27 protein-coding genes are annotated in these 25,436 nt (G+C 42.0%); 20 read left to right on the forward strand and 7 right to left on the reverse strand.

The window, feature by feature from the left end; translation table 11 throughout:
* Window positions 1-60 precede the first annotated feature (60 nt).
* Window positions 61-2,538: a T9SS type A sorting domain-containing protein gene (locus tag K0S23_RS07505; RefSeq protein WP_300355812.1), complete on the reverse strand. Its 2,478-nt coding sequence runs from the start codon at window positions 2,536-2,538 to the stop codon at window positions 61-63.
* Between the two features lie 174 nt (window positions 2,539-2,712).
* Here K0S23_RS07505 and K0S23_RS07510 point away from each other — a divergent pair, with 174 nt between their 5' ends.
* The 13 genes from K0S23_RS07510 to K0S23_RS07570 all read left to right on the forward strand — a co-directional run bounded on the left by K0S23_RS07510 (window position 2,713) and on the right by K0S23_RS07570 (window position 14,572).
* Window positions 2,713-4,068, forward strand: coding sequence for an acyl-CoA dehydrogenase family protein (locus tag K0S23_RS07510; protein ID WP_300355813.1), 1,356 nt, complete (start codon window positions 2,713-2,715; stop codon window positions 4,066-4,068).
* A gap of 109 nt (window positions 4,069-4,177) precedes the next feature.
* Window positions 4,178-6,124, forward strand: a complete 1,947-nt coding sequence (locus K0S23_RS07515) for a KUP/HAK/KT family potassium transporter (protein WP_300355814.1) — start codon at window positions 4,178-4,180, stop codon at window positions 6,122-6,124.
* Between the two features lie 27 nt (window positions 6,125-6,151).
* Complete coding sequence (locus K0S23_RS07520) at window positions 6,152-7,237, forward strand: ATP-binding protein (protein WP_300355815.1); 1,086 nt, start codon at window positions 6,152-6,154, stop codon at window positions 7,235-7,237.
* Entirely contained in the window at window positions 7,230-7,907 is a 678-nt protein-coding gene (locus K0S23_RS07525) for a response regulator (RefSeq protein ID WP_300355816.1), read from the forward strand. The genes K0S23_RS07520 and K0S23_RS07525 overlap by 8 nt, the downstream gene beginning before the upstream one ends.
* 92 nt (window positions 7,908-7,999) lie before the next feature.
* Window positions 8,000-9,346 carry an outer membrane beta-barrel protein gene (locus K0S23_RS07530; protein WP_300355817.1) on the forward strand — a complete coding sequence of 449 codons (1,347 nt, stop codon included), beginning with the start codon at window positions 8,000-8,002 and terminating at the stop codon, window positions 9,344-9,346.
* Window positions 9,347-9,430: 84 nt separating this feature from the next.
* Window positions 9,431-9,901 (forward strand): hypothetical protein, encoded by a 471-nt coding sequence (locus tag K0S23_RS07535; RefSeq protein ID WP_300355818.1) that lies wholly within the window; start codon window positions 9,431-9,433, stop codon window positions 9,899-9,901.
* Window positions 9,902-10,041: 140 nt separating this feature from the next.
* Window positions 10,042-10,374: a metalloregulator ArsR/SmtB family transcription factor gene (locus K0S23_RS07540; RefSeq protein WP_300355819.1), complete on the forward strand. Its 333-nt coding sequence runs from the start codon at window positions 10,042-10,044 to the stop codon at window positions 10,372-10,374.
* A 14-nt stretch (window positions 10,375-10,388) separates the two neighbouring features.
* Complete coding sequence (locus K0S23_RS07545; RefSeq protein ID WP_300355820.1) at window positions 10,389-10,862, forward strand: DUF6428 family protein; 474 nt, start codon at window positions 10,389-10,391, stop codon at window positions 10,860-10,862.
* 74 nt (window positions 10,863-10,936) lie between these two features.
* On the forward strand, window positions 10,937-11,548 hold the full coding sequence (locus tag K0S23_RS07550) for a protein-tyrosine-phosphatase (RefSeq protein ID WP_300355821.1): 612 nt from the start codon (window positions 10,937-10,939) through the stop codon (window positions 11,546-11,548).
* Between the two features lie 25 nt (window positions 11,549-11,573).
* Window positions 11,574-12,233: an aquaporin gene (locus tag K0S23_RS07555; RefSeq protein ID WP_300355822.1), complete on the forward strand. Its 660-nt coding sequence runs from the start codon at window positions 11,574-11,576 to the stop codon at window positions 12,231-12,233.
* Window positions 12,230-12,712, forward strand: coding sequence for a hypothetical protein (locus K0S23_RS07560; RefSeq protein WP_300355823.1), 483 nt, complete (start codon window positions 12,230-12,232; stop codon window positions 12,710-12,712). Before K0S23_RS07555 ends, K0S23_RS07560 begins: the two co-directional genes overlap by 4 nt.
* A gap of 75 nt (window positions 12,713-12,787) precedes the next feature.
* Entirely contained in the window at window positions 12,788-14,089 is a 1,302-nt protein-coding gene (gene nhaA / locus K0S23_RS07565) for a Na+/H+ antiporter NhaA (RefSeq protein ID WP_300355824.1), read from the forward strand.
* Between the two features lie 102 nt (window positions 14,090-14,191).
* Window positions 14,192-14,572 (forward strand): VOC family protein, encoded by a 381-nt coding sequence (locus tag K0S23_RS07570; RefSeq protein WP_300355825.1) that lies wholly within the window; start codon window positions 14,192-14,194, stop codon window positions 14,570-14,572.
* A 91-nt stretch (window positions 14,573-14,663) separates the two neighbouring features.
* Here the strand turns inward: K0S23_RS07570 and K0S23_RS07575 are convergent, their stop codons facing one another.
* Window positions 14,664-15,275: an outer membrane beta-barrel protein gene (locus K0S23_RS07575; RefSeq protein ID WP_300355826.1), complete on the reverse strand. Its 612-nt coding sequence runs from the start codon at window positions 15,273-15,275 to the stop codon at window positions 14,664-14,666.
* 364 nt (window positions 15,276-15,639) lie between these two features.
* On the opposite strand from K0S23_RS07575, the gene K0S23_RS07580 reads away from it, so the two are divergent.
* The 4 genes from K0S23_RS07580 (at window position 15,640) to K0S23_RS07595 (ending at window position 18,274) form a co-directional block, all read left to right on the forward strand.
* Window positions 15,640-15,873, forward strand: a complete 234-nt coding sequence (locus K0S23_RS07580; protein ID WP_300355827.1) for a hypothetical protein — start codon at window positions 15,640-15,642, stop codon at window positions 15,871-15,873.
* Window positions 15,874-15,876: 3 nt separating this feature from the next.
* Window positions 15,877-16,278, forward strand: coding sequence for a hypothetical protein (locus K0S23_RS07585; protein ID WP_300355828.1), 402 nt, complete (start codon window positions 15,877-15,879; stop codon window positions 16,276-16,278).
* Window positions 16,279-16,290: 12 nt separating this feature from the next.
* A complete protein-coding gene (locus K0S23_RS07590; RefSeq protein WP_300355829.1) occupies window positions 16,291-16,548 on the forward strand; it encodes a hypothetical protein in 258 nt (85 codons plus the stop codon).
* A gap of 613 nt (window positions 16,549-17,161) precedes the next feature.
* Entirely contained in the window at window positions 17,162-18,274 is a 1,113-nt protein-coding gene (locus K0S23_RS07595; protein ID WP_300355830.1) for an acyl-CoA desaturase, read from the forward strand.
* Window positions 18,275-18,537: 263 nt separating this feature from the next.
* Here the strand turns inward: K0S23_RS07595 and K0S23_RS07600 are convergent, their stop codons facing one another.
* The 4 genes from K0S23_RS07600 to K0S23_RS07615 form a co-directional block, all read right to left on the reverse strand.
* Window positions 18,538-19,362 (reverse strand): hypothetical protein, encoded by an 825-nt coding sequence (locus K0S23_RS07600; protein ID WP_300355831.1) that lies wholly within the window; start codon window positions 19,360-19,362, stop codon window positions 18,538-18,540.
* A 153-nt stretch (window positions 19,363-19,515) separates the two neighbouring features.
* Window positions 19,516-19,920 (reverse strand): hypothetical protein, encoded by a 405-nt coding sequence (locus K0S23_RS07605; protein ID WP_300355832.1) that lies wholly within the window; start codon window positions 19,918-19,920, stop codon window positions 19,516-19,518.
* Between the two features lie 17 nt (window positions 19,921-19,937).
* Complete coding sequence (locus K0S23_RS07610) at window positions 19,938-20,762, reverse strand: universal stress protein (protein ID WP_300355833.1); 825 nt, start codon at window positions 20,760-20,762, stop codon at window positions 19,938-19,940.
* 12 nt (window positions 20,763-20,774) lie between these two features.
* On the reverse strand, window positions 20,775-21,200 hold the full coding sequence (locus K0S23_RS07615; protein ID WP_300355834.1) for a DoxX family membrane protein: 426 nt from the start codon (window positions 21,198-21,200) through the stop codon (window positions 20,775-20,777).
* A 189-nt stretch (window positions 21,201-21,389) separates the two neighbouring features.
* Between K0S23_RS07615 and K0S23_RS07620 the strand changes: the two genes are divergently transcribed.
* The 3 genes from K0S23_RS07620 (at window position 21,390) to K0S23_RS07630 (ending at window position 24,502) form a co-directional block, all read left to right on the forward strand.
* Entirely contained in the window at window positions 21,390-22,466 is a 1,077-nt protein-coding gene (locus K0S23_RS07620) for a mechanosensitive ion channel family protein (protein ID WP_300355835.1), read from the forward strand.
* 200 nt (window positions 22,467-22,666) lie between these two features.
* Window positions 22,667-23,608 carry an isoaspartyl peptidase/L-asparaginase gene (locus K0S23_RS07625; RefSeq protein WP_300355836.1) on the forward strand — a complete coding sequence of 314 codons (942 nt, stop codon included), beginning with the start codon at window positions 22,667-22,669 and terminating at the stop codon, window positions 23,606-23,608.
* Window positions 23,609-23,632: 24 nt separating this feature from the next.
* The gene (locus K0S23_RS07630) at window positions 23,633-24,502 is read left to right on the forward strand and encodes a cyanophycinase (RefSeq protein WP_300355837.1); all 870 of its coding nucleotides are present in this window, start codon (window positions 23,633-23,635) and stop codon (window positions 24,500-24,502) included.
* A 424-nt stretch (window positions 24,503-24,926) separates the two neighbouring features.
* Here the strand turns inward: K0S23_RS07630 and K0S23_RS07635 are convergent, their stop codons facing one another.
* The gene (locus tag K0S23_RS07635; RefSeq protein WP_300355838.1) at window positions 24,927-25,403 is read right to left on the reverse strand and encodes a PA2169 family four-helix-bundle protein; all 477 of its coding nucleotides are present in this window, start codon (window positions 25,401-25,403) and stop codon (window positions 24,927-24,929) included.
* Window positions 25,404-25,436: the final 33 nt, after the last annotated feature.

Below are 25,436 nucleotides of genomic sequence, written 5' to 3' on the forward strand. Positions count from 1 at the left end.
AAAAAGAGCATTTGACAGAAGTTAAATGCTCTTTTTTTGTATGGTTTACCTAAATTATATTTATTGGAGAACGATCACTTTTTGAGTGCCTGTTTTTCCGTCTTTATCGGTAGTTGTAAGTGTATAACTTCCCGGTTTTAATTGTTGTATATTGATCTTTAGTTGAGCGGCATTTGCAGTTCCTTCAAGTATTGTTTGTCCCAATTGATTTGTAATTGCCCAGTTGCTGATATTGTTTTTGGAAACGATTGTAAACTCGTTCTCGGCTGGGTTGGGATAAACACGAACCCGAAGTTCTGTTTTTTCGGAAACACCGTTTGTACTTCCGCCACCGTCAATTCCCATTCTCATTCCGTTACCAAAAGTCGTGGTCCAGATAGTATTGTTGTTTTGCGGATCAAAGAAAACACGTGTGGGATGCTGAAAGGGATATTCTTCCAGGTTGGAGAAAATTGGAGCTGGTGAATTCAGGTTGCTGCTGTACCACAGGCCGTCTGCCTCGGTTGTTACGTAGATTTCGTTCACGTTCTGCGGATGGACTGTAGCAGATTCCACACGGTGAGAATCAAAAATACGCGCCCAGTTTGTTCCGCGGTCTGTTGTTCTGTATAATCCTCCCAAATCGTTCGAAGGACCTCCCCAGCCACTATACACGGCCACGTACCAGGTGTTTTGAGCAGCATCGTGTGGATCAATGATAACATCCTTTGTCCAGTAGTACATACCCGGCGAACTTACATCCTGCCAGCTTGTACCACCGTTTGTCGAGATAAAGATTCCCGAACTTTGTGTGAATGCGCTGTTAAACCGGCGTCCGGACCAGCTTGAAACCAGCGTTCCGTCGTTAAGAATACGAATGTTGTAAGGATGACCTTCCGTACGCGGCGGAGTTCCGGTAATAGCCCAAGTAGAAGAAGCATTACTTCCCAGGTTGGTGGTTTTATAGATTCCACCGTTCTGACTATGAATAACACTCGCATATAGTTCATTGGCATTATTCGGGTTGATTGCCATCCAGATTACAGGCATATCGAAATCATGCAGCATGTTCCAATCCTGACCGTCGTTGGTGGAGTAAAGGATGGCTCCTGAACCATTATCAATTGCGTTATCCTGCAGGTAGGTACTCTGATACATATCGTGAACACTGGAAACTGCTGCATACAATGTTCCGTTCGGGGCTTCTATAACCTGGTAGACCGTATTGTAATCGATTCCCGTATAATTTTTGGCCCATTTTTGTCCCCCGTCCGTACTTCGGATTGCGGTAATATCCGTATATGCTGCGAAAACAGTATTGTTATCGGACCAGTGCATGTACCAGGACGCGGTGTTTTCCAGGCCATTTCCCGCATAAGATTGTCCGGTTGGAGTGGCACTTCCTGCCGGATTTGCATCGGCTGCCTGAACGTAGGCCTGTGACCAGTTTGCACCTCCATCAGAACTGATGTGTGCAAATCCGAAATCGGTAATGATTACCGTATTTGCATCATTTGGTGCTGTTTCAAGCCCGAAGACGATCTCGCCAAACCACCAGTTCTCATCTCCCTGGTATCCGCTCCATCCCGTAGTGATATTCTGATTGTTTACACCCATGAACGTTTCTGACCAGCTTGTACCGGCATTCGTTGTTTTGTAAACTACCGGGAAACTGTTGTTGGTATTCGTCCCTCCGACATAAAAGGTATTGATATCGTTCGCAGCAGAGGAGATCAGGAAAATCTCATGATCGGTATCGATACTGTTATATGCGTTTGTCCAGCTGGCTGATCCAACGTCCAGTTTAATGATCCCGGTGCAAATTCCGATGTCGAGCGCTTTGATCCCCGGGTAAAGGTCACCCTGATCAGCCGTCGTTCCCATTAGCCGTGTTGTGCCTCCGGACTTCGCCCCCGTAAACGAAATGAAACCGTTTCCTGCCGGAATCCCCGGAGTACTGCTCAGTGAGAAAGAGGTGCCTCCGTTGGTTGAAACTAGTAATCCCTGTCTTGTTCCGATGTATATATTATTTCCATCCCAAAAGACTCCTGCAATATGGAAATCACTCATGGAGAATACGCTTTGGAAGCTTGTACCGCCGTTGCCTGAAAAGAACAATTCATCATAAGAAGCTACCAGGAGCCGATTGCTTGATTGCGGATCGGCAGACAAGTACCATGTTTCTGAACCGGTAGGATCTTGGGCAGTAGGTGACCAGTGGATTCCGCCATCGGTACTTTTGGCGGGAAATCGCTCTTCCGTAAGATAATCCATATTCACAGCGTATAGAATATTGGCGTTAGAAGTAAACTCAACCGTATTGATTCCACCGGTTGAGATCATTTCCCGGAAATGAACGATATCCCATGAGGCACCTTTATTGGTAGTATGAAACACTTCCGACATATCGCATTGCAGATACATGTTGTTGGCGTCAACCGGACTGATACTCGGACAAAATAACGCACCTCCACCGCCAATTCCACGACTCTGCCAGGAGGCCGGTTGGGCTATGGCAAGTACTGGAATCAGCATCATTAAGCTTAACGTTTTCTTCATATTTTGTTTTTTGATGATTCAAATTACAATTTTTATCCGAAGCAATTGTAATCCGTTTTGGGTTCTTATTGTAAATAAATAACGATTCCTATAAGGTAGAATAAAACCAGTTTTAAGTTCTTTTAAGATACCTGCACGACTTTTTGTTATACATTCATGAGAAATCCTTCAGTTATGTCTCTTTTCTCTAACTTTAAAAATGCCTACCGTTTATTTAAACAAGTGGATCTGGAACAACTTTCCCAATTGTCGCAAAAAGTGGACCTGGCCGAGGTGATAAAGAATGTCGGGAAAATGGATGACAAACAATTATCCGGCCTGGTAAAACTAATCGGGGGCAGTAGGAGTAAAAAAGAACTTCCTTCAATTGACGGCGATTTTTATAATATCAGTCATACATTAACTCCGCAAGAAAGAGCATTGCAGCTAAAAGTCAGGGCTTTCATGGAAAATGAGATCAAACCCATTGTAAATGATTATTGGATAAGAGGGGAATTTCCTCATCACCTGATTCCAAAAGTGGCGGAACTGGACATTTGCGGGATTACTTATGAGGGCTTCAGCAGTCCTCTCAGGTCTTGTTTGCTGGAAGGTGTTCTGGCGATGGAAATGGCACGGGTGGATGCTTCTTTTGCAACCTTTTTTGGTGTGCAAAGCGGATTGGTCATGGGTTCCATTTATTTGCTTGGATCCGAAGAGCAAAAACAGGAATGGCTTCCGGAATTGAAAAGCTTCCGGAAAATAGGAGCCTTTGGCTTAACGGAACCGGAAGTAGGCTCAGCAGTTGCGGGTGGCTTAACGATGAAAGCAAAGCGCAGCGGGAACAGCTGGACTCTGAATGGACAAAAAAAATGGATTGGCAATGCCACTTTTGCAGATGTGATTATTATCTGGGCAGAAGATGAAGAGGACAAGCAGGTGAAAGGATTTTTGGTCCGGAAAGATACTCTCGGACTGGAGGTGGAAAAAATGGAAGATAAAATGGCATTGCGGATCGTTCAGAATGGTATTGTGACCTTAACAAACTGTGTCGTAGAGGAAAAAGACCGTTTGCAAAATGCCAATACGTTTAAAGATACAGCAAATGTTCTGCGCATGACCCGTGCCGGCGTAGCTTGGCTTGCGGTTGGATGCGCCCGCGGAGCTTATGAAGCGGCCTTAAAATATACCCGTGAGCGGAAGCAGTTCGGGAAACCGATTGCCTCTTTCCAGATGATACAAAATCACTTGGTAGAAATGCTCACTAACTTAACCGCAATGCAAACCATGGTGGCGCGTTTGTCGGAATTACAGGACCAAAAAGAACTGACAGACGAGCATGCCTCGCTGGCAAAGGTGTTCTGTAGTCTGCGTACCCGCGATATTGTGAGCAAAGCACGTGAGGTAATGGGTGGAAACGGAATTCTTTTGGAATACGATGTCGCGCGATTTGTTGCGGATGCGGAAGCGATCTATTCTTATGAAGGCACTAGGGAGATCAATACCCTGATCGTCGGACGGGCAATTACGGGATACAGTGCCTTTGTGTAAATACCCAACAGTTCTTCACTAAATCTTTATATTTTCTTTACACCTGCGAAAGTACTTTTGACTGTTCATTCCCACAAGAGGGATAGTATAAACATTCATTCGTATCAACATGTCAAAGAACCATCATCACGCCTTATCGTTTGCGGGATTGATTATCACAGTAGGAATTATCTTCGGGGATATTGGAACATCACCACTTTATGTATTAAAAGCAATCGCAGGAGACAGGAAACTGACCGAACAACTGATCCTGGGAGGCTTGTCCTGTATTTTTTGGACGCTCACTTTACAAACTACGATCAAGTATGTTATCATTACACTGCGTGCTGATAATAAGGGTGAGGGCGGTGTTTTTTCATTGTATACTTTGGTCAGAAGGCGAAAAAACTGGCTTGTAATACCTGCCATGATCGGAGGTGCTGCTTTACTGGCAGATGGAATTATAACACCTCCCATATCGGTTTCTTCGGCAATCGAGGGCTTAACATCTGTTTATCCGGGAATTGAAACCCTCCCGATCATTATCGGAATTATTGTTGCACTTTTTGTAATCCAGCAATTCGGAACTTCTTTTGTTGGCAAAGCATTTGGCCCGGTGATGATGATCTGGTTTCTTATGCTGGGAACACTCGGGATTTCTCAACTCCTCACAGACGTGAGTGTTTTAAAGGCATTGAATCCCTATTATGCTTATGATTTACTGGTAAATTATCCTGGCGGATTCTGGCTGTTGGGTGCTGTCTTCCTATGTACAACCGGTGCAGAAGCTTTATATTCCGATTTGGGTCACTGTGGAAAACAAAATATCCGGGTGAGCTGGATTTTTGTAAAAGTAATGCTTGTAGTTAACTACTTTGGGCAGGGAACCTATTTATTGCATCATCTTGGAAAGCCGATCAATGATGAAAATCCGTTTTTCCTGATCGTCCCTGACTGGTTTCGCCTCACATCCATTATTATAGCTACAGCTGCTGCTATTGTCGCCTCGCAGGCCCTGATCTCCGGATCGTTTACATTGATCAATGAAGCAATCCGCTTGAATTTATGGCCAAGAGTCCGTGTTCGTTTTCCGTCGGATATCAAAGGACAAATTTATATTCCGTCTGTAAACTGGTTTATGATGCTTGGATGTATTGCAATGGTATTATACTTCCGAAAGTCGGAGAATATGGAAGCTGCCTACGGATTGTCGATTGTTTTGGCAATGGTCAGTACCACCATCCTGTTGTATTTTTACATGGTGCGCAGGCATTGGAATCCGGTACTGCGGACTTTACTCACATTCGTCTTTCTGCTGGTGGAGAGCGGCTTTTTAATTGCCCAGGTCGAAAAATTCCCGCACGGAGGTTATATTACTTTGATGCTTGCTGTTGCTTTGATAAGTTTGATGTTTATCATCTTCCGAAGCAAGAAGATCCGTACTAGCTACCTGGAATATGTCAAGATCAAACATTATTTGCCGATTCTTCAGAAATTATCTGCAGATGATCAAATTCCTGTTTATTCTACACATTTGGTTTATCTGACAAGTGCTGAAAGGGTTGATGAGGTTGAATCGAAAGTGTTTTATTCCATACTGGAGCAGCAACCCAAGCGTGCGGAGCGTTACTGGTTTGTGCATGTAAAAACAGACGATGAGCCCTATACGCTTGAATACAAAGCAACCAAGGTTACCACGCAGGGAACTAATGATATTATTCGCATCGACTTCAAACTGGGGTTCAGGGTGCAGCCTAAATTGGATACCATGTTCCAGCAGGTGGTTTCGGAAATGGTGGCAAATAAAGAGATTGAAATCCATAGCAGATATGCCAGCGAGTATCATCGTTCAGACAACATTGGTGACTTTCGTTTTGTAATCATTCGTAAATTTCTTTCCAATGACAATGAACTGCCCTGGTTCCAGAAGATTGTCATGAATGCGTATTTCGTTTTAAAAGGTTGGGCGCTTACGGAAAGAAATGAGTTTGGACTCGATCCGAGCAGCTTGGTGGAAGAACAATTTCCGTATGTTTTATCCAAATCAACTCCTCAGAATGTTAAACGTGTAGATTAGGCATGACATGCTTATATTTGAATTATCATGACAGGACTAAGTGAGATCCGTTTAAAACCTTTGTTGTGGCAGATCATCGTTTGTATCCTGCTCATAGGGATCCCTGCGGGAATCTGTTTCATATTTGCAGATTTGATCGGTTACCAGGTAGTTGCCTTTATTTTATTATTGATCGTTTCGCTTATTGCTGCCATTTTTGACCGGTGGCCGGTATTGATCTCGGCTACATTAAGTGCGTTTATCTGGGATTTTTTCTTCATCCCACCCAGGTTCACCATCACCGTTTCGTCAAGAGAGGATTTTTTCCTGCTCTTAATGTACTTCGTAATAGCCTTGTTAAATGTGGTGATTACACGTAAGATCAAAGAAACGGATCAGAAAAAGCGAGAGCAGCATGAGCAGGAGCGAACAATTGCGCTTTACAATACCTTACTGCAAACACTTTCCCACGAACTTAGAACGCCGATAGCAACAATAATCGGTTCAGTAGATACACTCAACGAACAGAAAGACCGCCTGACTCCTGCGCAGGAAGCTGCTTTAAAAGATGCCATTCACGATTCGGCATTGCGATTAAATGACCAGGTCGAAAAACTGCTCCGGATGTCGCGGATTGAGGCAGGTGAATTTCCCTTGCTTAAAGATTGGTGCAGTATTCCGGAATGGGTTCATTCCTCTTTGCAGCGCAATGAAAATCTGCTGAGCGGCCACACGATTAAAGTGGAGGTAATGGAAAATTTACCTTTGTTTAGCCTGGATACGGGCCTGATGGAGGTTGCTTTGTTCAATTTGCTGCAGAACGCACATTTGTATACTCCCATGGGAACAACAATTACCATCCGTTGTGCAATCGAAGATACTCATTTCAGGCTGGACGTTATGGATGAAGGCCCTGGTTTTCCGGAAGAAAGTAAAACGGAAGTATTTGAGAAATTCTTTCGACTGCCTCAATCAAAAGTGGGAGGAACCGGCCTGGGACTTTCCATCGTGAAAGGAATTGTTGAGGCACACGGAGGTACGGTCATTCTGGAAAACATCCCGGAGTCGGGTGCTAAATTTATCATTCGGATTCCTACGGAAATGTCTTACTTTAATACATTCGGACATGAGTAAAGCAGAAATTCTTGTTATCGATGACGAACCCCAGATTCGTAAATTGCTTGAAATTAACCTGGAAAGCAATGATTACAAAGTATATATGGCAGAAACGGGGAAAGAAGGTTTGCTGATGGCTGCAAATCATCCGCCCAACCTGATCATACTCGATCTCGGACTTCCTGATAAAAGCGGACATGCGGTTCTGAAGGAACTCCGCGAATGGTACAATAAACCCATTATTATACTTTCTGTACAGGACGATGAAGAAAGTATCGTTAAAGCTTTGGATAACGGTGCGAATGATTACCTCACAAAACCCTTTCGTTCCCAGGAATTACTTGCCCGGATCCGTTCAGGATTAAGGCATTCGGATCATCAGACTATCCAGAATGTACTTTCATTCGAAGAATTGGAACTGGATTTAATTGCCCGTGTTGTGCGCAGAAACGGTCAGGAGATCAAACTGACATCAACTGAATATTCGCTTTTGATCCTGCTTGCAAAATATGCGGGAAAAGTATTGACCCATCAATTCATTCTGAAAGAAGTTTGGGGTCCCGGTTACCAGATGGAGACGCAATATCTCCGGGTATTTGTAGCACAACTGCGAAAGAAAATCGAAGAAAATCCGAACCAGCCAAGACATCTGCTGACAGAAAGCCGTGTGGGGTACAGGTTCGTCTGAATGGATCTTTATAAATTCTTTATGGCAAAGGGCTGTTCTTTTATTCGGACCTTATAGCTGAAACTCTTCCTTTGTGCCAACAAACACAAACGATGAAACAATTTCTCTTTCTCTTTTTTCATGCCCTTCCGGCATACTTTCTTTCTCAAACGAGCCCAACCGATAAAAAACCATTTGCTGATATTGATATGACCTGGCAAAATGGCTCTGACCGCAGGGATTCGCTTATTTGGGATGGAAAATATTTCACCCCTTCTTTCATGATCGATGTAAATTATAATTACGCTTTCAATAACCCGGTTGATAACACAGTCATCGGGTCAACAGCTTTAGCCCGTTCCAATGAAATTCAGCTGTCTTCTGTAAATCTTGGCGGTGACTTTGTCTATAAAAATGCCCATGCAAGAATAATGACACAATTCGGTACCCGTTCCGTAGTGGTTCCGCGAAATGATTACAGTGTTTACAAGGGACAATACGAACTTGCAAATGTATACAGGTATCTCAGTGAAGCTTATGCGGGTTATCACTTCGATAAATGGTACGGGATAAATATTGACGCGGGCCTTTTCATGTCTTATATCGGTTTGAATTCTTACTACCAATCGGAAAACTGGGAGTATCAGGCGTCATTTACATCCGATAATACTCCCTGGTTTTTCAATGGACTGCGCGTTCAGATTTATCCTACAAAACACCTGAAGATCGAACCGTGGATCATTAATGGCTGGCAGAGCTATGGAAAATTCAATGCAATGCCCGGTTTTGGGGGGAATATTACCTGGATGCCAAACAGTAATTTAAAACTGCTGACCAATAATTACTATGGAACCGATGCTGCCGGAATTCCGGACAGGAAACGTTTTCATTCGGATAATAGTCTGTTGGTAAGGTATTACAATAAACCGAAGGCTAAAATTTCACGAATGGCTTTCTCACTGACAGGTGATATTGGTTTTGAGAAGGGCGGAGGAGTGAATGGTTTTAAAGCAGATTCGTCAGCTCCCAAACAATATTTTTTGAGCGCCATGTTTTATAACCGGATTTGGTTTGCAAAAAACAAAATGGCCTGGACAATCGGTGGTGGTGTAATGAGCAACCCGGGGCGTTATCTTGTTCTGTATCCGACAGGTCAGGCAAGTCCGCTTCCGGACCCGCAAAACCCAACCCAAACCGAAGGTGCATTTCCCTTTAGTGCCAACCCGGGAGATTTATTCAATGGCTGGGATTGCTCAACAAATTTTGACTGGATGCCGAATCAAAGTATTACGGTCCGGGTAGAATATGTTTACCGGCATGCAAGTATTCCTTATTTTGCAGGCAAGGGAGGGGTGACTTCTCCTTCCGGGTATACCACAACAACACTTCCCGCAGATTGGCGCCCGGATCTGGTACGTTCGGAAAGTCGTGTTATACTTGCTCTCTTGTTTCGAATTTAAAACTTTAAGTAATTGATTTTTAGATATTAATGGGTGGTTTTGTGTTTTTATTTGTATGTTTGGTTAAACCATTATACACATATTATGAGAACAATCACTATTCATTTTCGGGCGCTGCTCTTGTTCGCGTTTCTATTGTCGTCGTCAGCTCTCTTTAGTCAGTCGGGCTTTACTTACTTTTACAGCAAGAACATCAAACTTCATGTTAGTTCCAGGCCCATTGCTGAGACATGTACTCAGGTGCGCTTGTTGGTCCATTACAGCGGTTCAAGTTCGGGAACGGTAACAAGCTCTGCCCATTATTTTAGTTTGGGCCAAACGAAAACAATAACAGTTCAGGTTCCGGGAGGAACTACGGTAACAGGTTATTCGTGGAAATTTATCATGGCGAACGGAACTGTTGTTTTCAATTCATCATCCGGGTTTGGGGAGTTTAATGAGAGTCCTGTGGGCGGAGGCGATTGGTGCAGTGACAGCCTCAGTGACCTTTTGTTTATTAATCATCAGTCTGCATTGACAATATTTTATTTAGGTTCTTTCTTAGATGGTGGTTAGAAATCTAAACAGATTCATAAAGAGCATTCGCATTAGCCGGATGCTCTTTTTTTTGTTGTTACAGGTAATTTTTTTACTCAAAATGAACTAGTATATATCTATTAATCGTAATATTGCAATATAGTTATATTACGATAGATATGGGGGCAACTAAAACAGACCATTTTTCAGAAGAACAAAACAAACTTGCTAATATGATGAAGGCTTTGGGACATCCTGCCCGGATCGCTATCATGGAATACCTGATCAAAGTTGATACCTGTATTTGTGGAGATATCGTAAATGAATTGCCATTAGCGCAACCTACGGTTTCACAACACCTGAAAGAATTGAAAAATGCCGGACTTATAAAAGGAAGCATCGAGGGAACGGCAATTTGCTACTGTGTAGACAAAGAAGCTATTGCAATGTTACAGCGCTACCTTGCCAATACGACACTCCAATTGGAAACTAAAGAAAAATCTTGTTGCTAAATTAAAACTCAACCATGAAACTTTCAGAGATAAAAGCCATTTTACCAACGCTTGAGAATGTAGCATTTCAAACTCCCGACGGGACATTCGTCCCCGAACATTTCCACGTTACCGAGGTAGGCAGCATTCAAAAGCATTTCATTGATTGCGGAGGGACCATTCGCAAAGAACAAGTTGTGAATTTCCAGTTATGGAATGCCAACGATTTTGAACACCGCCTGAAACCAACGAAACTGTTGAATATTATCAAGCTTTCAGAAGAAAAACTAGGCATTGAAGACAATGAAATCGAAGTGGAATACCAAAGTGATACCATTGGGAAATACGACCTTGGCTTTAACGGTTCACATTTCCTCCTGATCCCTAAAACTACTGCGTGTCTTGCATCTGATGCCTGCGGAATTCCGGCCGAAAAACCAAAAATAAAGCTGTCGGAGCTTAGAAGTGCTGATGAAAATAGTTGTACTCCGGGCGGAGGTTGTTGCTAGGGACTTTTAGAAGGATTTAAGATTCGAAACTACACTTTGACTAACTGGTTCGAAAGAACAAAAAGAAAACATTCATGCATAATAAGATAAGCCATTATTTAGATGACTTAAGGGATCAATTTGATTCCATTTCTACAGAACGAAAGGAAATTCTGGCACAAATTGCCACCTATATCCGTTCGAAAAAAGCAGCGGGAAAACCTGCTGATCTGGTGTATATCTGCACACATAATTCACGGAGAAGTCACTTCGGACAGGTGTGGGCAAAAACGGCTGCAGATTATTACGGGATTGACGAGGTCAATACCTTTTCGGGTGGAACAGAGGCAACAGCCTTTAACCGGAATGCAATAAATGCTTTGATAAGAGCGGGCTTCGAAGTGAAGCAAATGACTGATTCTGAAAACCCGGTTTACCATGTTTTACATTCCGAAGGAGAGCCAAGCGTCTGCTTTTCGAAAGTATATGATCATGCCTCAAATCCGGCTTCGGAATTTGCAGCAATTATGACCTGCAGCGATGCCGAAGAAAATTGTCCGTTTATTCCGGGAGTTGAGCTCCGGGTGGGAACAACTTACGATGATCCGAAAGAGTTTGACAATACTCCGCTTCAGGACGAAAAATACGACGAGCGTTGTAAGCAGATTGCTTTGGAAACACTGTATGCATTTTCAATCATAAGGTGATTATCGACTTCCAAAACACAAATTCATGAAAAAATATCTTGCCGAGATTATCGGAACATTCGCACTTGTTTTTTGCGGCACAGGTGCAATTATTATCAACCAGGAATCTAACGGGGTTATTACTCACGTTGGGGGTGCCATTACATTTGGTTTAATTGTTTCAGCCATGATTTACAGTTTGGGTGATATTTCCGGAGCGCATTTGAATCCGGCCGTTACCATTGCCTTTTGGGTTTCGGGATCATTCCCGCTAAGCAATATTGTTCCCTACATTCTGAGTCAGGCAGGAGGTGCATTTCTGGCAAGTTTTGTACTCAAATTCCTGTTTCCGCTAAACGATACGCTGGGAGCTACTTTACCCGCAGGTTCAGCAATGCAATCCTTTGTTCTGGAACTGATATTGACCTTCATTTTGATGCTTGTGATCCTGCAGGTTGCTAACGGAAGCAAAGAACAGGGAATGTTTGCAGGTCTCGCAATCGGTGGTGTTGTATTGTTGGAGGCAATGTTTGCAGGTCCGGTTTCCGGAGCTTCGATGAATCCTGTCCGCTCACTTTCACCTGCAATTGTTTCAGGGCATACGGAACACCTTTGGGTATATATAGCCGCTCCGGTTGCAGGGGCAATTCTGGCAGTTGGTTGCTGGGTAATTTTAAAAAAAGAAGAAAAGAAAACGAATCTATGAAAGCAAAAAGAACAATTTGGACAACGATTACAGGTGGATTAACTTCGTCCGCCCCGGTTTTATTAGCGTGCTGCAAAAGTGGCGCCTGTGTGGGAGTTTGTGCCAGTCCGGTAGCATCTCTGTTTGGAGTTTCTTCTGCAACGATTGCCAATTCTCCTGTGATCAATGCACTTGAACCGTTATTGATTGCAATCAGTGCCGTGTCGTTTACAATCTCCTATTATTCTCTCTACATCCTTCCTAAGTTCAGCTGCAATACCGGGAATTCATGTGAATGCGGCCCGGGTGACAAGGAAAAGCGCAAGGTGAAGCTTTCAAAAGCAATCTTTTGGATCGGGTTGGTCCTGAGTTTAAGTTTTCTGAGTTATTTTGAATATTCTAAATACCAGGCGGCAACTTCGAAACAAAGTGAATGTTCAACAGCTAAGCCGGAATCATGCTCCACTTCGGGGGAATGCACTGAAAGCGGATGCGAGTAAGTGAAGAGCATCTCAAAAACCCTGGCTTATCATGCGTAATTGACTAAATTTACAACTCAGTATCGATTGAAGAACATGTCAAAAACACCCATTGAAAAATTATTGAATCCCTTTCACAGGTTCATTCACCAGGAATTTACCGGTGGAATAGTTCTTTTTGTCAGCGTAGTGATCGCCATTGTGTGGGCTAATTCTGCCTGGTCGGATTCGTATCATCATTTATGGGAAACTAAATTCTCTGTAAGTTTTGCAGGAAAGACATTGGATTATCCCTTGCATATCTGGATCAACGACGGACTCATGGCACTGTTCTTTTTTGTGATCGGACTGGAGTTAAAACGCGAGTTCAGGGTCGGGGAATTATCCACCGCTAAAAAGGCAGCTTTACCCATGGTGGCTGCACTTGGAGGAATGCTTGTGCCGGCACTTATTTTTACATTGATCAATTGGAATGAACCCACACAAAAAGGATGGGGAATTCCAATGGCTACCGATATTGCATTTGCTCTTGCTTTATTATCCCTGGCGGGGAAACGGATTCCTTTATCCGTGAAGGTGTTTCTTTCTGCTTTGGCAGTTGCGGATGACCTGGGAGCAGTATTGGTGATCGCATTTTTCTATACGGCGCAGATCTCATTTTTACCTTTGCTGATTGCCGGATTGTTTCTCCTGGCTCTTGCCTTGGGGAACTACTTGGGAGTGCGAAGTATGACATTTTACCTTGTGCTTGGAATAGCGGTTTGGATTGGTTTTTTGTTTTCAGGTGTTCACGCTACTATTGCTGGGGTGTTAGTGGCATTTATGATTCCGGCACGGACGAAAATCGATGAAAAGGAATTCGTTGATAAAGCCCAAAATTATGTGTCTGAATTCGAACAGGCGATCCCATTGAAAGGTGATCTGACGACGGAAGAACAACATGAAATTATACAGGATATTAAATCGTTATGCAAGGATGCGGAAACTCCTCTGCAGAAACTGGAGAACAACCTCCATCCCTGGGTGGCGTTTGTAATTATGCCTTTATTTGCCCTGGCGAATGCGGGAATGGTGGTGAACGGGAACTTTTTTGGTTCTCTTATGAACCCTGTTAGTATCGGAGTAATCGCAGGTTTGATCCTTGGCAAATTCATTGGAGTATTTTCCTTTACATGGCTTATGGTCCGTTTTAAAGTCGCAGAGTTGCCCGAAAAGGCAAATTGGACTCACGTGATAGGTGTTTCTGTGCTTGCAGGAGTTGGCTTTACGATGTCGCTTTTTGTCACCGGGCTTGCGTTTAGTGACATGGAAATTATTGATCAATCCAAATATGGAATCCTGACTGCATCTGTTGTTTGCGGTGTGGCCGGGGTATTCATTCTGAAACGTTCACGTTGATTGGTGAATAGCTGTGAACTATTACACTGGCATACAAAAACTTCTTTTTTTAATCCGGCAAATGTCCTAAATTAGGTAGGAAGGAATTTAAAGAAATAGAAGATGATACAGAGAGATAAACTATTTAGCAGTTTTTCTGCTACAAATACGGATGAAGCATATTTTTTTTATAAAAATGTGCTTGGTTTAGAAGTAGAGAAGGGAGAAATGTCGATTCTGACTATCCATGTAAATGCGGGAATGAAAATCGTCATTTATCCCAAACAGGATCATATCCCTGCAACTTTTACCGTTCTAAATATTCCGGTTACGGATATTGACGATGCAGTGAATGAATTAACTAAAAAAGGGGTTTCATTTCTTCAGTATGATATGCCATATATCAAAACGGATTCAAAAGGAATTGCCCGGAATGCCGGTGGACCTGCGATGGCATGGTTTATGGATCCTGCGGAGAATATTTTGTCACTGATGCAGGAATAGAAATCAGCCTGATGATGCGATAAGCACATGCTAAAAAAAGAAAACGGGAATTTGGCTTTACCAGATTCCCGTTTTCTTTGCACCGCTTTTTTTACAAACCGAATGCCAGTCCAACCCGGATACCGAAGTTGGAGTTGTAATCATCGCCGCGAATTGCCATAAAGCCGGTGTAATAATTTAAATCGGTATTTAACCACAGGTTCGTGCCCAGTTTCCAGTTGAAACCAAGTGATGCATTCAACCCGATATCGAATTTCTCATAATACGGAGTAACATCCGATGTTCCGGTACTGTCTAAATCATTGGTTGCATCGATCAGGAATCCCAGTGATGGTCCTACCGTTATTTTCGGACGGAAATCGTCTGCGAAATCACCGAAAAAGTACACGAATTTCAGAGGTACACGGATGTACTGTAAAGTCAGATCATCTTCATTATCTCCGTTTTGAACGCGTGCTCCTTCAACCGACCACAGGACATCTGCGGCAAATCCAACGTGCTCACTCGTACTGTAATTGAGAATTATCCCCGCATTCCAGGATGGTTTGAACACATCTTTTCCGCTTGTTTTTCGGATCCCCGTATGACCAAAACCGATGGCCGGACCGATTGAAAATGTTTTGTTATTGTTCCCTGGTTCCTCCTGGGAAAATGCTACAGAAAATATAAATAATGCTGCAGCCACTGTAAGAATCTTTTTCATATTTCTGTCATTTAAGAATAGTTAAAGCAAAGATTATAGAATTGATTTGTACTTCTGTTATATCCAAATCCGGGAAGCTTACATAACTCACAGGTTTACCAATCGACTGCTTAAATGCGCGGCCGCGAATAAATAGAGTAAGAGGGTTTGCTTAGTTAGAAATACCTACAAGTATTAAATAAGGCCACTGAAAATTTCACAATTGTGGTAATTATGCAAATCACTTTCACAATCTTATAATCCAAAACCCTGTCTTACTTCTTAATTTCAGGAGAAGAATATTTTTTAGGTTGCACGACAGGGTGAATATGGAAGAGGGGTGACAAAAGACCCTCTTCCATATTCATTTTTTAATCCACTGTTCATGAAAATACTTATGAGGATAGCAATAAACACATTGGCACTTTTTGTAATCACAGGCTGGGCAATCGTTTTCTTTATATATAAGGAAGGAGGATTTTTCCATCTGACACTGATTATTGGTGTCATGGCATTAATACTGCAATGGATTCCTAATAAGGCCCAAACTCCGACAAACAAAAGAGCAAAAATTAAAAATCCGACAAAAGGACTTCATAAGGGCGCAACCGCTAAATAATATATGAATACTGGTATGGAAGATTATAAGAAAGACTTTACTCAATTCGAACAGATCATCAACCCTATCATTAAAACTGAAACTCTGAATCGGAAGGCAACACAATTTGGATTAGGCTACCGGAGCATCAGTAATGAATCAAAAGATTTCGTGATGAAGTTCAAGATCATCTCGCCATGGGATCATGGAAAAGCAATAAAAATAGTACACGGATATTCTTTTAGGGTCAACGATACATTTATTATTCCTCACAGTTCGGAAAAGCTGGCCAACTTTTTTGCTTTCCTGGTGACAGAATCTTTGAGAAAAGTCAACGGATCCTTACCGGCAGGAGAAATAGAAATACCGTCGCACCATGCTCTTTTCAGGGCCATTTTTCTCGTGCTGACATCCAAATGCAATTAAATTCAGTTAACCATGAATATCGATTTAACTATTTTCAGGAATTCCATAGGAAGAATACTGAAATTCCGCACTTACTCCAAAGGAGATAACTTCGTTTTTGAAGAAGATTTTCATGCTAGACTTTTGGAGGTTGCCAGCGATTACCTGATTGTTGAACAAACTTTTACCAGGTCGAATGATGCATTTGAAGAAATATTGACGGTTCAGAAAAGGAAACTTTTAAAAGGAAACTTTGCAATTGATACCGGTGAAATTCAAATGTCTCATTGACTAACAAAATTGTGTGAATTATGTAAATAGTTTCGAAATAAGTGCAAACGCTTTGATTCCGATCTCTTTAATTTAGTTCAAAATTAGTCATGTAGCAGGCTAGATTAGGTGGTTTTTAAGTTTTTAGGTTAAAAGGGGGCGAAAGCCCCCTTTTTTATTCAGAAACATCTTACTACCATAATTTCCTTAAGGTTCCCGTTAGAGTTGCCTTAAATTCACATGCTATTGAGACTTCACAGATCACGTATGAATCAAGTATGAATCAAGTATGGATCAAGTATGGATATAGTATGAAGGATGTATGAAACAGTTAAGGATTTAACATCAGTAGTTACGGGATGATTTTCTTTGCTCCTTCGAGTCTTTGCATTTTAGAATCATGTGTTCTATGAGCCTTCGCTGATTGCATGTACTAGTGTGCTTCGGTCTTTGTGGTCCTTTGCGTCGTTTGCATCTTTGTTCCTTCGCTGTAGCTACGGCGCAAGCGTTGCAGTTTAAATAGGGGGCAAATTGATTAATTCTCTATGCGTCGTTCCTTTATAATGCTTTTAACGTTTGTTCGAATTACCATAGCCGTTTTTTCAGTACCTTGAATATTCTAAATATCAGTATCATGGCGGCGAAAAAATTACAAACTGTTCGGTTCGCAACTGGTGCGAAGAACAGCTTCCAGCAAACGCTCATAAAACGTGCGAATGCTTATTTTAAGGAAAACAATATTTCCCCTTTTGCAAATACCAAAATGTGGGTGAAGACCATTGTCATGCTTTCATTGTATTTTGTTCCATACGCGTTTATGGTAAGCGGTTTCGGAGCTGGAAACGGATGGCTGTTCTTCGGGTTTTGGTTCTTAATGGCAATCGGAATGATCGGAATCGGAACTTCTGTTATGCACGATGCGAATCACGGAACTTACTCTCCGAAGTGGAAAATAAACCGCTTCATCGGTTCCATCCTGGAGGTGATCGGTGGTTATTCGGTTACCTGGAAAATACAGCACAATCAATTACACCATACCTATACCAATATTGCCGGTTTGGACGATGATATCGATAGTATTAAATACCTGCGCTTTTCTCCGCAACAACCCTATTATTGGTTCCACAAGTACCAATATCTGTATGCCTGGTTCTTTTATTCTATGATGACACTCTTCTGGATGACAGCGAAAGATTACCTCCAGGTGGTCAGGTACAAAGATCACGATCTGTTGGTGAGTCATAAAGTTTCGCTCGGTCAGGCTTTATTCAGAATAACGCTTTATAAATTGTTCTATTACGGGTATATCATAGTATTGCCGATCCTGTTCTCAGGAATGCCCTGGTACGCTGTGGTTGGCGGTTTCTTGTTAATGCACATGGTAGCAGGATTGATACTGTCCTGTATTTTCCAGCCTTCACATATTGTGGAAGCCTCAACCTTTGAATTGCCTGTGGAATCCACGGTCGGGGATAAGGAAATGGAAGACTCCTGGGCCATTCACGAAGTGGAGAATACAACAGATTTTGCACCCGGAAAGGGTTTTTTGACCTGGTTCATAGGTGGCTTGAATTACCAGATAGAGCACCACTTATTTACCCGGATCTGCCACGTTCACTATCCGGATCTTGCCCCGATAGTTAAAAAAACTGCGGCAGAATTCGGGGTGACATATCACGTAGAGCCTACTTTTTGGAGCGCACTCCGGGGGCATGTTAAAATGCTGAAGAAACTGGGTAGGAAATAAGTTGGTGTCCAAGAATTTATCCTTAGAAATGTAGGAATTTTGTAAATCCTTTAGAAAAAAATATAAAACACTTCCATTCCGAAACTTCTAATTTAGAAATGAAATATAGAAAGTTGTAATAGCAAACTACGTTTAGTTAGGTTAAGGGGGCGAAAGCCCCCTTTTTAATTTTGAATACTTGCCCCGCCCGGTTAGAAGTTCACTGTGAGAACAAAAAAGAGAATAATGATGCAATCCTCCTGATTGGAATGAATATCGTTGATTTATACCATTTTTTTGCTTGCATGTACACTGGTATTTTGCTTTATATGAATCAATACCAGGACCAGGTTGAAAGCAGCTAAGGCAAATACGAACCAGGCAACTCCGGGGTGACTTTCCATCTTACTCTGCCACAGAATGAGAATCAGCCCGCCAATAGTTATTTCCATTAACAACAGGAAAGTAAGAACGATGGGTGCGAAAAAGGTTCCCGGTACTTTTCTTCGAAGAAGTAAGATTCCGGTGAATAAAATACCCGGAAGTACAAATGCGATATCAAGAACCTGCACCGGATTGGTAAACAAGCCTGCTGACTGAAGGCTGCCCGGAACAGTGTCATGCAAAGATGCAGGAACGATTTCGGAAAGCCACAAAAAGTAAAACAGGAGTGAAATGAACACGAAATAAATGCCTGTAATCTGTTTTAATAAGGGACTTGATTGAACCTGCAGCGGTATTGCCCGGTACCAATAAAGGAACATCAGGTAGAGAAGCGAGTAAAAATGAAAGCAAACAATCAGGCAATAGAAAATGAATAGATGATTGAAATGAATATCAAAACAATAGATCAGGTAAGTATAAATGAAATAAATAGTCATCCCGGCCCACAGAAGAGAAACGTACCATTTGTTCCGCCTGATGAATCCAGCGGTAAGCAAATAGAGGGGAATAAGTCCCAGGTTGATTATATCCTGTCCCATTGACTGGACTTTCCAGTTTTCAGTTTCAGCTGCATAAACCGGGGAAAAAAGTCCTTCAAAACATGTCCAGCACATCAGGGATCCGGTTATAATGGAAAGGAGCCAGAAAATAGTTTGATGTTTCATGGGAATAGCTTTAGCCACAAAGCTAAGGTGTCTGATTCTTACTAAAAATGACATTCCTTATTCCAATAACTGATCTGGATCAGTTTAAGTGTGTTGTAAATTGCTTATAGTCTGAGCTTTATATGAAACGATTTTCTTATTTATAAAGTGGTTTTAATCCGCATCCTGGTAATAAACAGGCTCATCAGGGTCAGCTTTTTTACTTAGAAATTCACCCTCCGTATTTTGTTCTGCTAGAGTCCAGCTGTCAGTTGCTGTCGTTTCCAACCAGACACGTCCCGATTTTCGGAATACCTGCAGTCCGAGTCCATATCCTGCAGAAAAGAGTTCTTCTAGCTCACTGACCTTCATATCGGGTGTAATGATAATCTCATCTGTACTATAAACCGTCCTGCAATCCGCTAATGTTAACTCTTTGGGAATTAAAAACTGGTTGGAGGAAGCCTCTCCGGATAAATGTTTTTTGGAGAAAAACTCCAGTTTGAGAAAAGGAAATGCTTTTGTAAATGAATTGCTGATCTCCTCGAAACTTTGCTGATTATTGATAATTAATTTCATGGCTGTATAATTTGGTTTTATTCATGAAGTGTAAGAAGAGGAACTTTAGTGCGAAAAGCCATTGCTTTTGTATGCGGTTCGCGGAATAAACGGCTGATTGCAGAATGTTCCCGGGTGATCATTACCACCATATCGATGTCATGCTTCGCTACAAAATCATTAATACCCGCAACAACATCCTTGTTTTCCCTGTAAAAAAAAGTATGGTGAATAAATTTCAGAGAGTGAATAAGCCTGAAGCCTTCGGCAATTTCTCCGAAAGTCGGGATTACTTTTGATTCGGTATATATATTCAATGCTTGTACATGTGATTTGAAGAGCCTCGCCAATTGCTTTAGAGGTTTTAAAACTGTTTTATTATCCGTTTCAACAAAATCAACTGCCAAAACAAAGTTTTTAGGTTCTTTGAATTTCACTTCTTTGCGTATAACCATCACTGGAATTTTTGATTCCCGGATCAGTAAGGAAGCTGTACTGCCCAGAACTCGTTCTTCTAAATATCCAGCTCCCTGATTGCCGATGACAATAAAGTCGACTTTTTCTTTTTCTGCGTAGCAAATGATTTCCTCATATGCGGCTCCGGCTACTGTGTGGTAGCTGATCTTAGCATCAGGATTGGTTTTTAGAATCTTTTCTTTTAGCTTTTCCAGGGATGATTTGGTCTCTTTTTCAAGCTCCTGCTCACTTGGTATAATAAGCAGGGGATCATACATTGATGCCGGAACGAAATAGACATGAAAAAGTAAAAGTTCTGCTCCTGTTTTTTTTGCAAGCTGAACAGCATAATCCAAAGCATTATCGGATAAGATTGAAAAGTCTGTTGGCACAAGGATTTTTTTCATAGGATGTGTGTTTTAAGATTTGAAGAATAATGCATCCATTGACCAGCAGTGCCATTCCAATGGTGTTATTAAAAGGAACAGAAGAATTATCAGCCTGGGGAATACATTGCGCATATTCCAAAGCGGTTCATTGATTCCAAAACCCAAAGCTGCGACAATCAGGTTGATACCAAGCAAGTAAAGGGCTGCAAATTCAAATAATCCCAGGATGAGCAGTAAACCGCAGATCAATTCCGTATAAACGGTAAACCACGCACTGAATACGGTGAGTAATCGGGGGATTTTCTTCTGTATAAATGTTTCATGATACGTGGCAGCTACCTTTCTCAATCCAATATTAAATGCAGCATCGTAACCTTGAAAAAGAAAAAGCAGACCAAGGAATACACGCGCAATGGTTATTGCAGATATGTAATGATATTGTTCGATGATTTCCATAACGGTTCTTTTCTGAAAGTAAAATTACCTGGGATCATAACGGAGAGCAATGAGATTAATCAGTATTGCATGTGATGAATATCATCGGTGACACCTCAAAAGTAAGTTGGTTTAATAGTGAAAAGTGTTGTTGTCTGATTTTAACTTTCTTTTCATTTAACCCATTGCTGAATGAATTAACTTACAGTTATGGAAGATTTTTTACGCTATACTTTTTGGGGAAACACCGTTTATTCGTGGGTGTTTGCTTTGGGGATCGTAGTAGTTTCCCTACTTGTAATTCGTTTGTTCCGCTATGTTATTCTCAGACGATTGAAGACCTGGTCCGCGTCGACCTCCGCAACATGGGATGACTTGCTGATATTAGGCATTGAACGGCTTGTTGTTCCGATTCTTTATGTAAGTTCCCTGTATTTTGCGATCAGTACCTTGCGCTTATCACCAAAGGCGGATAAAATCCTGCATATTCTTTATCTGGTAGCACTGACGTATTGCATTTTGCGTTTGATCAGTGCGGTATTCCGGCGTTTGCTGATAACATTTGCCGCCCGTAGGAGCAGCCAGGGAATGGGGGAACAATCGGTTTCCGGATTAATGATCATCCTGAATATTGTGATTTGGATCGTTGGGATCATCTTCCTGATCGATAACCTGGGTTATAATGTTACTACGCTGATCACCGGTCTGGGAATTGGGGGAATCGCAGTAGCACTTGCAGCCCAAACGATCCTGGGAGATTTGTTTAGTTATTTCGCTATTTTCTTTGATAAGCCTTTCGAGATCGGTGATTCGATCACTATTGGCGACCAGTCCGGAACAGTAGAGCGAATCGGGATCAAAACCACCCGGATCCGTACGCTGAGCGGTGATCAGCTAGTTTGTTCAAATACCGATCTGACCAATTCCCGGGTGAATAACTTCAAACGCCTGGAGAATCGCCGGATCGTTTTTACACTGCGTGTAATATACAACACACCATACGAAGTACTGGAAGAAATACCGGTTCTTGTAAAAACAATTATCGATAAACAGCCGCACGTGGAATATGGCCGTGGACACCTCGCAGCTTTTGGAGACTGGAGTCTTAATTTCGAATTTGTTTACAATGTCCTGAGCCCCGATTACGGAATCTACATGGATGTACAGCATGCAATTTATATGGAGATCATTAAGGTTTTTAAGGAACGGTCCATATGTTTCGCATTCCCAACTCAACCCTTTATTTCAAATGAATCGGAAGGAGAAGTAGGAGGAAACGACAATTAAAGTTTAAAGTCAGCGCCTCGATCATTGATAGCCATTATTTACTTCAGGGAAGATAATTGACAGGTAATTCCACAATAGTAGAAGTTATGCAAATAGACGTAATAATTATGTAATTCATCCTTTTTTCAGTTCTCTATTTTTGAAAGGAAGATTTGAAGGAAGATGGAGTAATTAAACTTCTTTCATTTAAACTAGCAGCAATGGGAAGAATAGTACCGATGGGACACATCGCCATCGTAGTGCATGGAGGTGCAGGAGATGATTCGGAATATATTGTAAAGCATATCTCAGAATATGAAGAAGGAATAAATGACGCAGTAACTGCTGGTTACAATATCCTGAAAAAAGGAGGAAGTGCCCTTGATGCAGTGGAGGCTGCAGTGATGTCCCTGGAAAATAATCCGTTTTTCAATGCGGGTAAGGGTTCGGCATTGACTGCTGCCGGTCATGTTGAAATGTGCTCCTCCATAATGGATGGAAAGAACAAGAAAGCAGGAGCTGCTGCTATTGTGACGAATATTCGTAACCCTATTTCGTTTGTCAAGGAACTCGCAAAGGATTCTACATTACTTTACTTAGGAGGTGATGAAGCTTTGGAGACCGCGAAAGATCTGGGTATAAAAACCGAGCCGGAAGCTTATTTTATTACAGAACATCAATGGGATGCTTTTGAAAAAGAACGCAAAAAAGATGCGGGTAAAAGCAAAGTCTTAAATAAATACCTGAAACGCCAGCATGGCACTGTAGGCGCTGTAGCAATTGATGTTGAAGGGAATCTTGCAGCCGGAACTTCTACCGGTGGAACAGAGTATTGCCAGCCGGGAAGGATAGGTGACAGCTCCATGATTGGTGTGGGAACATATGCAGACAACAAAACTGCGGCTGTTTCCTGTACCGGTGATGGTGAGTATCTGATCACAGAAGTACTGGCTTATAATATTGCTGCTACGATCGAACATACGGGTTGTACAATCCAGGAGGCTATTGACGAGGTTATTCTGGTTAAAAATAAAGACAGGGCCTGTGACTTGGGCGCCATAGGCGTTGATGCCAAAGGAAACATAGGGATCGCGTTTAACAGCGAACGGATGTTCAGGGGGTGGAGGACACGGGAAGACAGCGGAATAAAAATATATAAATAAAATGCTCAATTTAAAACAAGGATCATGAATCAAATTATTCCTAAAGGCAGATTATTAATTATTGGAGGAGCAGAAGATAAGGGAGATGAGAAACCGGAAATAGCAGAACACAATCCCAAGTATGTTGAAATGGAGATCCTGAAACAACTGGTTGCCGGAAAATCTCGGAACCCGCGGATTGAAGTAATAACTACCGCCTCGAATGAACCCGAAAAGCAAAAGCGAAAATACGAAGAAGCGTTTGAAAGGGTAGGTTATAAAAATGTAGGTTTTTTGAATATCCAGAGCAAAGAAGAAGCCCGGGACGAAAAATTTGCGGCCAGGATTAAAAAAGCAAAGACTGTTCTGTTTGCCGGTGGCGATCAGTTTAAGATTGCAACTATCCTGGGAGGAACTATGATTGCAGAAACAATCAAAAACAAGTATTTTGAAGATAAGGATTTTACCGTTGCCGGAACAAGTGCCGGCGCTGCTGTTGCGCCTGAAGTGATGATCCAGTCAGGTGGTACCTATGAAGCACTTTTTGAATCGGATCTGAAAACCGGGGGAGGACTTGGTTTAATGGACGGGTGCATTATTGATACGCATTTCATCAAACGAGGCAGGTTTGGCCGGCTTGCACAGGCAATTGTGCGTAATCCCGGACAAATGGGGATTGGCCTTGGTGAAGATACGGCCATCATTATCAAAAAAGGATGTGAAGCAAAATGTTTGGGTTCGGGGATGGTAGTAATCATCGATGGCCGCGATATTGAACACACCAATATCAACGAAGTGAAAAACGACGGAGCTATTTACGTAGATAACCTGCGGGTGCATTTGCTGGTCAAAGATTGCAAATTCAATATCCGGACTTACAAACTCGAATATCCCAAACTAAGAGAAGAAACATGATTAAGTGCAAAAGTCCCGAGGATAAATGGGATGTATGTACCCTAATCTGTCACCTCAAAATCACCGGGGGTGATCCACGATTTCAGCGCCTGCCGGCAGGCGCTCTTTTCTTTTCCACAAATACACAATTTAGTTGCTTGTTTCTGCCAATTAATAGGAACAAAGTCTTCGCTTAAATGATGTGTGGTAAAGAATATATGTACTTAAGCCAGGTGACTTATATCAGATTATAGAATGTTCAAGTTGGTAAGATTCTAAAGTTCTAAAGTTGCATGTTCGTCCGCCGCGGCGGACAAACAGCCCTTTATCAGACTGGGATTTAGAGTAGAAAATCACCTGAAATATTGGTGCAAAAAATAGGGACTACCTCACAAAAGATAGTCCCTATTGAACAGTGTCTCAGACTAAGTAATATTTGATCTGCTTATGATGCTGCATTGGCAGCATCGCGCATTTGTTTGATCTTATCGTGACCGGCTTTGATCTTTGAATACTGATCTTTAACAATCAGCAGGAACTCTGTTCCGCTCAAAGCTTCACTGTCTATTTCTGTCTGGTATGTTTTCACCGCAGCATCTTCACCAAATTCGCATGAATTCAGGATTGCTTTACGGTCTTTACTGGTCAAAGCAGCTTTGATATCCATCCATACACGATAAAGTTTACCGGAAACAGTTGTCCCCTCAATAGGAGTCCCTCCCAGTTTGCTTACTTCCTGTACCAGCTCACGACGGCAATCCTGGCTTGTTTTCATCATTTCAGAGAAAACACTTTTCAGATCCCCCTCATCAGTCTCCTGTGAAGCTGTTAAATATCCCTGGATACGATCATTATTGATCTGGATCAGGTTATTCAAGCTGTCAATGATCTCTTGCTTATTTGTTTCAACTTTGCTTTCCATGTTCGTTATTTTTAAATTGTGATTAATCCGTTT

Source organism: Fluviicola sp., from assembly GCF_029266855.1.
Lineage (GTDB): Bacteria > Bacteroidota > Bacteroidia > Flavobacteriales_D > Crocinitomicaceae > Fluviicola.

Coding starts and splice junctions, on each gene's coding strand:
- K0S23_RS07510 (WP_300355813.1), top strand. CDS start 2,713: ATGTCTCTTTTCTCTAACTTTAAAAATGCCTACCGTTTATTTAAACAA.
- K0S23_RS07630 (WP_300355837.1), top strand. CDS start 23,633: ATGAATCAAATTATTCCTAAAGGCAGATTATTAATTATTGGAGGAGCA.
- K0S23_RS07595 (WP_300355830.1), top strand. CDS start 17,162: ATGGCGGCGAAAAAATTACAAACTGTTCGGTTCGCAACTGGTGCGAAG.
- K0S23_RS07610 (WP_300355833.1), bottom strand. CDS start 20,762: ATGAAAAAAATCCTTGTGCCAACAGACTTTTCAATCTTATCCGATAAT.
- K0S23_RS07600 (WP_300355831.1), bottom strand. CDS start 19,362: ATGAAACATCAAACTATTTTCTGGCTCCTTTCCATTATAACCGGATCC.
- K0S23_RS07590 (WP_300355829.1), top strand. CDS start 16,291: ATGAATATCGATTTAACTATTTTCAGGAATTCCATAGGAAGAATACTG.
- K0S23_RS07545 (WP_300355820.1), top strand. CDS start 10,389: ATGAAACTTTCAGAGATAAAAGCCATTTTACCAACGCTTGAGAATGTA.
- K0S23_RS07625 (WP_300355836.1), top strand. CDS start 22,667: ATGGGAAGAATAGTACCGATGGGACACATCGCCATCGTAGTGCATGGA.
- K0S23_RS07540 (WP_300355819.1), top strand. CDS start 10,042: ATGGGGGCAACTAAAACAGACCATTTTTCAGAAGAACAAAACAAACTT.
- K0S23_RS07585 (WP_300355828.1), top strand. CDS start 15,877: ATGAATACTGGTATGGAAGATTATAAGAAAGACTTTACTCAATTCGAA.
- K0S23_RS07615 (WP_300355834.1), bottom strand. CDS start 21,200: ATGGAAATCATCGAACAATATCATTACATATCTGCAATAACCATTGCG.
- nhaA (WP_300355824.1), top strand. CDS start 12,788: ATGTCAAAAACACCCATTGAAAAATTATTGAATCCCTTTCACAGGTTC.
- K0S23_RS07515 (WP_300355814.1), top strand. CDS start 4,178: ATGTCAAAGAACCATCATCACGCCTTATCGTTTGCGGGATTGATTATC.
- K0S23_RS07635 (WP_300355838.1), bottom strand. CDS start 25,403: ATGGAAAGCAAAGTTGAAACAAATAAGCAAGAGATCATTGACAGCTTG.
- K0S23_RS07550 (WP_300355821.1), top strand. CDS start 10,937: ATGCATAATAAGATAAGCCATTATTTAGATGACTTAAGGGATCAATTT.
- K0S23_RS07520 (WP_300355815.1), top strand. CDS start 6,152: ATGACAGGACTAAGTGAGATCCGTTTAAAACCTTTGTTGTGGCAGATC.
- K0S23_RS07505 (WP_300355812.1), bottom strand. CDS start 2,538: ATGAAGAAAACGTTAAGCTTAATGATGCTGATTCCAGTACTTGCCATA.
- K0S23_RS07570 (WP_300355825.1), top strand. CDS start 14,192: ATGATACAGAGAGATAAACTATTTAGCAGTTTTTCTGCTACAAATACG.
- K0S23_RS07535 (WP_300355818.1), top strand. CDS start 9,431: ATGAGAACAATCACTATTCATTTTCGGGCGCTGCTCTTGTTCGCGTTT.
- K0S23_RS07580 (WP_300355827.1), top strand. CDS start 15,640: ATGAAAATACTTATGAGGATAGCAATAAACACATTGGCACTTTTTGTA.
- K0S23_RS07605 (WP_300355832.1), bottom strand. CDS start 19,920: ATGAAATTAATTATCAATAATCAGCAAAGTTTCGAGGAGATCAGCAAT.
- K0S23_RS07620 (WP_300355835.1), top strand. CDS start 21,390: ATGGAAGATTTTTTACGCTATACTTTTTGGGGAAACACCGTTTATTCG.
- K0S23_RS07530 (WP_300355817.1), top strand. CDS start 8,000: ATGAAACAATTTCTCTTTCTCTTTTTTCATGCCCTTCCGGCATACTTT.
- K0S23_RS07525 (WP_300355816.1), top strand. CDS start 7,230: ATGAGTAAAGCAGAAATTCTTGTTATCGATGACGAACCCCAGATTCGT.
- K0S23_RS07560 (WP_300355823.1), top strand. CDS start 12,230: ATGAAAGCAAAAAGAACAATTTGGACAACGATTACAGGTGGATTAACT.
- K0S23_RS07555 (WP_300355822.1), top strand. CDS start 11,574: ATGAAAAAATATCTTGCCGAGATTATCGGAACATTCGCACTTGTTTTT.
- K0S23_RS07575 (WP_300355826.1), bottom strand. CDS start 15,275: ATGAAAAAGATTCTTACAGTGGCTGCAGCATTATTTATATTTTCTGTA.